This window comes from Methylobacter svalbardensis (assembly GCF_037671525.1).
Lineage (GTDB): Bacteria > Pseudomonadota > Gammaproteobacteria > Methylococcales > Methylomonadaceae > Methylobacter_A > Methylobacter_A svalbardensis.
Genome location: NZ_JAWPOH010000216.1, coordinates 1 through 536 on the forward strand (window position 1 = coordinate 1; position 536 = coordinate 536).

The window sequence follows — 536 nt, forward strand, 5'->3', positions numbered from 1 at the left end:
TCGTTGACCGGGGTCACGTTGATGGTCACCGTCGCCGTGTCGGTGGCACCCTGACTGTCGGTGATGGTGTAGGTGAAGCTGTCCCCGCCGTTGTAGTTGGCATTGGGCGTGTAGGTGAAGCTGCCGTCCTGGTTCTGTGCCAGCGTACCGTTGCTGGTCTGGGTGAAGCCGGTGATGCTATAGGTGTCGCCTTCCGGATCGCTGTCGTTGCCGGTCAGCGCGCTCGCGGCAATGGTCAGCGGGGTGTCTTCCGCCGTCGTCAGTGCGTCGTTGTTCGCGTAAATGTCGTTCACAGCCACCGGCGGGTCGTTGACCGGGGTCACGTTGATGGTCACCGTCGCCGTGTCGGTGGCACCCTGACTGTCGGTGATGGTGTAGGTGAAGCTGTCCCCGCCGTTGTAGTTGGCAGTGGGCGTGTAGGTGAAGCTGCCGTCCTGGTTCTGTGCCAGCGTACCGTTGCTGGTCTGGGTGAAGCCGGTGATGCTATAGGTGTCGCCTTCCGGATCGCTGTCGTTGCCGGTCAGCGCGCTCGCGGC

At 63.1% G+C, this 536-nt stretch carries 1 protein-coding gene; it reads right to left on the minus strand.

Features of this window, described 5'->3' with window-relative positions:
- Positions 1–536, minus strand: a 536-nt coding sequence (locus tag RW114_RS21180) for a cadherin-like domain-containing protein (RefSeq protein WP_340124646.1), incomplete at both ends; no start/stop codon positions are given.